Origin of the sequence: Flavobacterium sp., assembly GCF_043760115.1 — a bacterium.
Classification (GTDB): Bacteria; Bacteroidota; Bacteroidia; order Flavobacteriales; family Flavobacteriaceae; genus Flavobacterium.
On the sequence record NZ_JAYUPK010000056.1, the window covers coordinates 1 to 8,258 of the forward strand.

Here is an 8,258-nt window from a genome sequence, read left to right on the forward strand (position 1 = left end):
TCAATTGCAGTTAATTACTAAAAATTTAATTAGAAAACACAAAATAAAAGGTCATCCGTTTGAAAAAGTAGGAGAAAATTTTACCGATTTTTATAACAATCATTTGCCATTTGAATTAACAAATGCCCAAAAAAGAGTGCTGAAAGAAATTAGAAACGACTTAGGAAGCAATGCACAAATGAACCGATTATTACAAGGCGATGTTGGCTCTGGAAAAACAATTGTAGCACTAATGAGTATGCTTTTAGCAAAAGATAATGGTTTTCAAAGTTGCTTAATGGCGCCAACAGAAATTCTTGCTAATCAACATTTTATTGGACTTTCAGAATTGGCTAAAGAATTGAATATTAGCTTAAAATTGCTTACTGGCTCAACAAAAACTTCTGAAAGAAAAATTATTCACGAAGCATTAGAAAATGGAACTTTAGATATATTAATAGGAACGCATGCACTGCTAGAAGATAAAGTTCAATTTAAAAATTTAGGTCTTGCTGTAATTGATGAACAACACAGGTTTGGTGTAGAACAACGAAGTAAATTGTGGAAAAAAAATGAAATTCCGCCACACATTTTAGTAATGACTGCAACTCCAATTCCTAGAACTTTAGCAATGAGTTTGTATGGCGATTTAGACATTTCTGTAATTGATGAATTGCCACCAGGAAGAAAACCTATTCAAACCGTTCATAGATACGATAGTAATAGATTAAAAGTTTGGAAATTCTTGAAAGATGAAATTTTTAAAGGCAGACAAATTTATATAGTTTATCCATTAATTCAAGAATCTGAAAAAATGGATTATAAAGATTTAATGGATGGTTATGAAAGTATTTCTAGAGATTTTCCATTGCCACAATACAGTATTTCTATCCTTCACGGAAAAATGAAACCTGCAGAAAAAGAAGCAGAAATGCAACGATTTGTTGCAGGAAAAACTAATATTATGGTAGCAACAACTGTAATTGAAGTAGGTGTAAATGTTCCCAACGCAAGTGTAATGGTTATAGAAAGTACCGAACGTTTTGGATTGTCTCAACTGCATCAACTTCGTGGTAGAGTTGGTCGTGGCGCAGCACAAAGTTATTGCATATTAATGACTGGCAACAAGTTAGGAGAAGATAGTAAAACCAGAATAGAAACAATGTGTCGTACCAACGATGGATTTGAAATTGCCGAAGTAGATCTAAAACTTCGTGGTCCAGGCGATATTATGGGCAAACAACAAAGTGGCGTTTTAAACTTACAAATTGCCGATTTGGTTAAAGACAGAGACATTTTAATGTTGGCCAGAGAATATGCCATGAAACTTTTAAAAGACGATGCATCAATGATAAAACCAGAACACACAAGACTTCGTGAGGTTTTTATTGAAATGAGTAAGAAAAAAAATATTTGGAATTACATCAGTTAAAACAAAAATATAATCAATAAATAAAATAATAATGATATCCTACAACACCAAAGATTGGTTTACTTTTATTTTTAAATTTCATAAAGCAGATACTTTTAGAACTTTATTTCCTGTAATGATTGCTATAGGATTTTATGCAGGAATTATTGGATATCTAGAAGTAGAATATTGGAAACTTGCCGATACCAGTTATGTAAAAAACATTACTATTATGCATGGAATGCTTGGTTTTGTAATTTCATTATTATTAGTTTTTAGAACAAATACTGCTTATGATCGTTGGTGGGAAGGACGAAAATTATGGGGTTCACTTGTTAATAATAGTAGAAATTTAGCCATAAAACTTTCAATTATTCTTCAAGACGAAGCAGATAGAAAATATTTTAGAAAAATAATTCCAAGTTATGCCTCAATATTGCATAAACATCTTAAAAATGAAGAAGTTTCTAAAGAATTATTTGACGATTTACAATTGATTCCACATCACAATCACAAACCCAATCAGGTTGCCAAAATGTTATTTCATAAAATAAACGATTTGTACAATTCTAAAAAAATTACAGGCGATCAATTGATAATTTTAAATTTAGAAATTCAATCATTTACTGATATTTGTGGTGCTTGCGAAAGAATAAAAAACACTCCAATTCCATATTCTTATAGTGTTTTTATTAAAAAATTTATCTTTTTTTATGTTATGACTTTGCCTTTTGGTTACGCTTTTAGCTTAGGATATTACGTTGCGCCAGTAGTAGTTTTTATTTTTTATGTACTTGCAAGTTTAGAATTAATTGCAGAAGAAATAGAAGATCCTTTTGGAAATGATGAAAACGATTTACCTACAAAAAAAATATCTGAAAACATTAAAAAAAATATTGAAGAATTATTGTAGACAAACTTTGACGATTTTAAAATCTAAATTTTAAAAAGTAAATTGTATTTTTACCTGTTTAAGATTTAATTATGAGTAATAATCATATTGGTATTTGGTATAGGTTTAAACATCTGATAGTTATAATTTGTATAGCTATACTAGTTGTTTTTGTATACTTTTATTTACATAAGAATAATCTTATAGTTAATGGTGTTGAAAATAAAAATAATGAAACTGATTATGATTATTATAATTCTAAAACCAAAGACGATTCGCTTTCTAAATTCGGTATGTGTGCTGTAGAAAATTATGTTGTTACTCATAATGCTGATGTTAGAAGAACTCCAAATAGAGCAATGTATAATTCTGTTTACAAACTAAAATTTGGAACTTTAGTCTACACAAAATGTAAAGATGAAGAAAATGAAATTAAAAATTTTGATAAAACTATTTTAGAAAGAGAAGGAAGAGATAAATATGTAGCTATTTATGCCGAAAAGCCAGTCTTACTTTCAGACAGACCAGTTGGATATATTTATGCTGATGATATTTATAAAAAAAATGATTTTGATAGTTATAAACCCAAACCAAAAAAGAAACCCGAAGTTAAAATAGACTCTGGAATTATGTCTGTAATTGAAAGTAATTATTCAATTGATGGTGAAGAATATGCGATAACAAAAGATCCAAATAAAAAAAAATCTTCAATAGTTTATGGCGATTTTAATAATGATTCCTATAAAGATTTAGCGGTAGTACTAGAAAATACAGATGCTACCTACTCTATGGTTTATATTTATTTAAATAATCCATCAGAAAATAATTATAAGTTGGCTTATCATAAAAAATATGAAAATTTATTAAAAATTAGAGCCGTTAAAAAAGAAGAAGGTGTAATGGTAAATTCTGAAATTACTAAATTCCCAATTGATGGTGTATTAGTTACCAACATTCATTTTAATTCTTTTTATCATATTTTTAATGATGAAAACAGTACTTTTTTGGTAATGCCAAATTAAGTTTATTCTAAAGCTTTTCTTTAAATTTTAATTCATATTCTCAACATCTTACTATTGCAAATTATTCAATTATACCTATATTTGCAACCTTAATAAGTAGATACAATGCGAATTTCTTACAATTGGTTAAAACAATTCTTAAAAATAGATTCAAGTTCAGAAGACGTTGCAACAATTTTAACCGATTTAGGTCTAGAAGTTGAAGTTGTAGAAAAATTTCAATCTGTAAAAGGTGGATTAGAAGGCGTTGTTGTTGGACATGTTTTAACTTGTACAAAACATCCAGATGCTGATAGATTAAACATTACAACTGTAGATTTGGGTAATGGAATTCCTTTACAAATAGTTTGTGGCGCAAGTAATGTTGCTGCAGGTTTAAAAGTTCCTGTAGCTACAATTGGAACAAAATTAATAGACAAAGACGGAAACGAATTTGAAATAAAAAAAGGAAAAATAAGAGGTCAAGAAAGTCATGGAATGATTTGTGCCGAAGACGAACTAGGTTTGGGAACTTCTCACGATGGTATTATGATTCTTGATGCTAACTTAAAACCTGGAACTTTAGCATCAACAGTTTTTAATATAGAAAATGATGAGGTTTTTGAAATTGGTTTAACTCCAAATCGTGCCGATGCAATGTCACATATGGGAGTTGCAAGAGATTTACGAGCAGGATTAATTCAAAAAAATGCTTCTTTAGAATTAATTACTCCATCGGTTTCTAAATTTAAAGTTGATAAACGAATTTTAAAAATTGATATTGATGTTCAAGATATAAAATTGGCACCAAGATATTGTGGCGTTACTATATCTGGAATTACAGTAAAAGCTTCACCAAGTTGGTTACAAAACCGTTTAAAAGCCATTGGTTTAACTCCTAAAAATAATATTGTTGATGTTACTAATTATGTTCTTCACGAATTAGGTCAACCACTTCACGCATTTGATGCTGCAAAAATTAACGGAAAAGTTACTGTAAAAACTGTAACTTCTGGAACTAAATTTACAACACTTGATGATGTAGAAAGAACTTTGAGCAATGAAGATTTAGTTATTTGTGACGATAAAGGTCCAATGTGTTTGGCAGGAATTTTTGGAGGAAAAAATTCTGGAGTTACAGAAAATACGACTTCTATATTTTTAGAGAGTGCCTATTTTAATCCAGTTTCTATTAGAAAAACTGCCAAGCGACATGGTTTAAGTACAGATGCATCTTTTAGATTTGAAAGAGGAATTGATCCAACTATTACAGAATATGCCTTGAAACGTGCTGCACTTTTAATTCAAGAAGTTGCTGGTGGCGAAATTACATCGGATATTATTGATATTTATCAAAAGAAAATTGAAGATTTTGCAGTGTTTTTAAATTACGAAAAAGCATTCAAATTAATTGGACAAGAATTACCAAAAGATACCATTAAAAAAATTATTGCTTCGTTAGACATTAAAGTCAATAGTTCATCTGATGCTGGTTTAGGATTAATAATTCCTGCTTACAGAGTTGATGTACAAAGAGAAGTTGACGTAATTGAAGAAATTTTAAGAGTATATGGTTACAACAATATTACTATTTCTAAAAAATTAAATGCAACTATTTCAAAGTCATCTCGAACAGAAGATTATAAAATTCAGAATATTGTTGCCAATCAATTAAATTCAGTTGGTTATCATGAAATGATGGCAAATTCTTTAACATCGCCAGATTATATAAAATTGTCTGAAATGTTAAAAGAAGAATATAATGTTACTATTTTAAATCCGTTGAGTAGCGATTTATCTACCATGCGACAGTCGTTATTGTTTTCTGGATTGGAAGCTGTTTCTTTCAATATCAACAGAAAAAATGCAGATTTAAAGTTATTTGAATTCGGAAAAAGCTACCATAAATTGTTATCTGGATTTAATGAAAAGAAACATTTGGCATTATATTCTACTGGAAATAGAATGAATGAAAGCTGGACAACACAAGAAAAACCAACCGATTTCTTTTTGTTTAAAGGTTATGTAACTGCTATTTTATCAAGATTAGGATTTGATAAAACGCATAATTTACCAATTACTCTTGATGTTTTTGCCGAAGGAATTGCTATTGCAAATGCCAATGATATTTTGGTTGAATTGGGAACAGTAAAAAAATCTGTTTTAAAATATTTTGACATTAAGCAAGATGTTTTTTATGCAGATTTTAATTGGGATTTAATTTTGAAATTATTATCTAATAAAATCAAGTTTACTTCTATTCCAAAATATCCAGAAGTTAGACGCGATTTATCATTACTTATAGATAAATCTGTAGCTTTTGAATCTATTTATACTGTAGCAAGAAATTCAGAAAAATCGTTGTTGAAAAACATCAATTTATTTGATGTTTATGAAGGTAAGAATTTACCTGATGGAAAAAAATCGTATGCAGTAAGTTTTACAATTCAAGATGCATCTAAAACACTGACTGATGTTCAAATTGATAAAATTATGAATAAACTGCAAAGTAATTTAGAATCAGAATTGGGTGCAACACTTAGATAATCAATTTATAAAACTAAAAACCTTTCTATTTCTAGAAAGGTTTTTTTTACCAAATTAATAATCTAACAAATTAAGATTTTGGTAAAACCACAGTATCTACAACATGAATTACACCATTAGATTGGTTTACATCGGCAATAGTTACTTTAGATGAATTGCCATTTTCGTCAGTTAAAATTACATCTTTACCTTTTAATGAAGCTGTCAAAGTGCCACCAGAAACGGTTTTAAAAGTTGCTTTTCCTTTTCCTCCAGCAATTGCTTTTACAATATCTGCTGCACTAAATTTTCCTGCAAGAACGTGATATGTTAAAACTGTTTGCAATGTTTTTAAATTTTCTGGTAATAATAAATTCTCAACTGTTCCTTTTGGTAATTTGTCAAATGCTGCATTTGTTGGGGCAAAAACGGTAAATGGTCCTTTAGATTGTAATGTTTCTACTAATCCTGCTGCTTTTACTGCTGCAACCAAAGTGGTGTGATCTTTAGAATTTACTGCATTTTCTACAATGTTTTTAGAAGGATACATTTCAGCACCACCAACTTTTTTAGTCATTTCTTTTTGAGCAAATGTTGCTCCAGATACTAATAACAATCCTGTTATTGCAATTGCTGTTAAAAAATTTCTTGTTTTCATAAGTTTACTTTTTTTAAGTTATTGAAATATTTATGCAAAATTAAAGTTTATGGTTTTTATAGTTTTATCAATTAACATAAGCTTTTTAAATTATTAACAATAGTTTATGAGTTGAATAATGTAAAAATATTTTTTACAAAATGTTATTTATATTAAGTAATTCCTTAATTTAGAGTATATAAAATTTCATTAAAAATTTATATATAAAACTTGTATTATGCTAATGAATAAGAAAACTTTAGTTGATGAATTACTTCAAGACAGAAAAAAATTCATCTCAGAATTGCAACTTCTAGAAGAAGTTAAAGCGATTTTAGAAAATAATGAACTAGAAAGACAGGAAATTAAAGAGAAATTGAAAACAAAAAGTTCAACAAACGTGAACAAATTTGAGTTTGATTTACTTGAAACTGATAAGATTTTCCATATTAATCAAATAAAGAAGGTTTGTATAGATTATCGTTTGCGTTTTCTTGACAGTAATTTATTTAAAAATGAAATTCCAGAAGAAGCAATTACTAAAATAAGTGCTTTAGAGAAAGCACACGAAACAAGTTTAGAAGGATTTAAAATTATTGCGCCAAGCAAAGCGTTTCAATTAATAAATTATGATGATCCATTGTTGTTTGCTCCAATTGGAAATGATTATTATTATTTAATTCACAAATGGGGTAACGATCTAGTTTGGTATAGAAAATTAATGGTTTCGCCTTTTAAAAATTTAATGAATTTTGTAGTTTTTTGCGGAATCATTAGCGCAGTAATCATAGCAGTTTCTCCAGTTGATGATTTGAGTAAAGATGTACCAATGGCACCAATTATATTATTTTTATTTATGTTTAAAGCGGTCATTGCTTCAATAGCTTATTATTTCTTTTTGATGGGCAAAAACTTTAACTCAGAAATTTGGGATAGAAAATTTAAAGAGAATTAGTATTTAGTTTTTATATATTTTTCGAGAGAAAATGTCTTAATTTTTTAATTGAGACATTTTTTTTTTTAATTTATATTCGTTAGGTTTAATTTTAAATAATTAGTTATAGGAAACCTTTTCCAAAAATGACAAAAATAGTATTAATAAAAATTGAAAAACAGGTATTTATACGTATATGCAATTTAAATTTTAATATCATATTTGTAAAAAGAAAAAGTTTCGTTTTTAAACATTGCCTTATAATCTAGCACAATTTAAATGTATAAATTACATTAGCTGGAAATGTGAAGGAATGGTTAGCTAATCTAATAATTAAAAATGTAGCGGGCAGAAATTTATATTTTTAACCAATGCTAAATCTTTGACTGCCTTTAAGTGCCAGAAGCACAATCAAAGAAGTAAGCAAAAAAAACAATTAAAAATGAAAACAATTAAAAGTACATTTTTTTCTTTATTAGTTCTTTTTGTAGGAACAAGTTTAGTTATAAGTTGTTCAAAAGATGATGAAACGAACACAAAAGTTATTGAAAACGCAAAAGTTTCATCTTATTTAGAAACCTTTTACTCAACAAATTTTCAATTTGGGAAATCTGTTGAAACAAATCCAAAAAGCAATTCAACACTTTTAAACAGAAGTACAGAAGTTGAAAATTTAGTTATAACAGAAGTTTTTGTTGGAAATGCTTCAACCGCTAGAGGTTATGTTATTACAGATAAAAACACTAACGATTTTTTATATTTTATTGATGTTAATAGGGTAGATTTTAAGTTAACTACTTTTAAAGTCGATGGAAATGATACAAAAATATTTAACGATATTGACGAACTTGATAAATACTTAAGTACTGACGAGTTTG

Annotated in this window: 7 protein-coding genes; 6 read left to right on the top strand and 1 reads right to left on the bottom strand. The window is 28.1% G+C overall.

All coding sequences use genetic code 11. From position 1 onward, the window contains the following. From recG to pheT, 4 genes are all read left to right on the top strand, one after another. On the top strand, positions 1-1,411 hold a 1,411-nt coding region (gene recG / locus ACH2BC_RS04595), incomplete at its 5' end, for an ATP-dependent DNA helicase RecG (protein ID WP_395052809.1). Between the two features lie 31 nt (positions 1,412-1,442). Further along, positions 1,443-2,303, top strand: a complete 861-nt coding sequence (locus tag ACH2BC_RS04600) for a bestrophin family protein (RefSeq protein WP_395052810.1) — start codon at positions 1,443-1,445, stop codon at positions 2,301-2,303. A 71-nt stretch (positions 2,304-2,374) separates the two neighbouring features. Beyond that, a complete protein-coding gene (locus ACH2BC_RS04605; RefSeq protein WP_395052811.1) occupies positions 2,375-3,304 on the top strand; it encodes a hypothetical protein in 930 nt (309 codons plus the stop codon). A 105-nt stretch (positions 3,305-3,409) separates the two neighbouring features. Then, entirely contained in the window at positions 3,410-5,830 is a 2,421-nt protein-coding gene (pheT, locus tag ACH2BC_RS04610) for a phenylalanine--tRNA ligase subunit beta (RefSeq protein WP_395052812.1), read from the top strand. Between the two features lie 70 nt (positions 5,831-5,900). Here pheT and ACH2BC_RS04615 read toward each other — a convergent pair whose 3' ends face one another. Then, positions 5,901-6,467 (bottom strand): fasciclin domain-containing protein, encoded by a 567-nt coding sequence (locus ACH2BC_RS04615; protein ID WP_395052813.1) that lies wholly within the window; start codon positions 6,465-6,467, stop codon positions 5,901-5,903. A gap of 223 nt (positions 6,468-6,690) precedes the next feature. Between ACH2BC_RS04615 and ACH2BC_RS04620 the strand changes: the two genes are divergently transcribed. Both ACH2BC_RS04620 and ACH2BC_RS04625 read left to right on the top strand, forming a co-directional pair. Beyond that, positions 6,691-7,401, top strand: coding sequence for a hypothetical protein (locus tag ACH2BC_RS04620; RefSeq protein ID WP_395052814.1), 711 nt, complete (start codon positions 6,691-6,693; stop codon positions 7,399-7,401). A 421-nt stretch (positions 7,402-7,822) separates the two neighbouring features. Beyond that, positions 7,823-8,258 (top strand): hypothetical protein (locus ACH2BC_RS04625; RefSeq protein ID WP_395052815.1); only part of this gene is annotated, 436 nt, incomplete at its 3' end.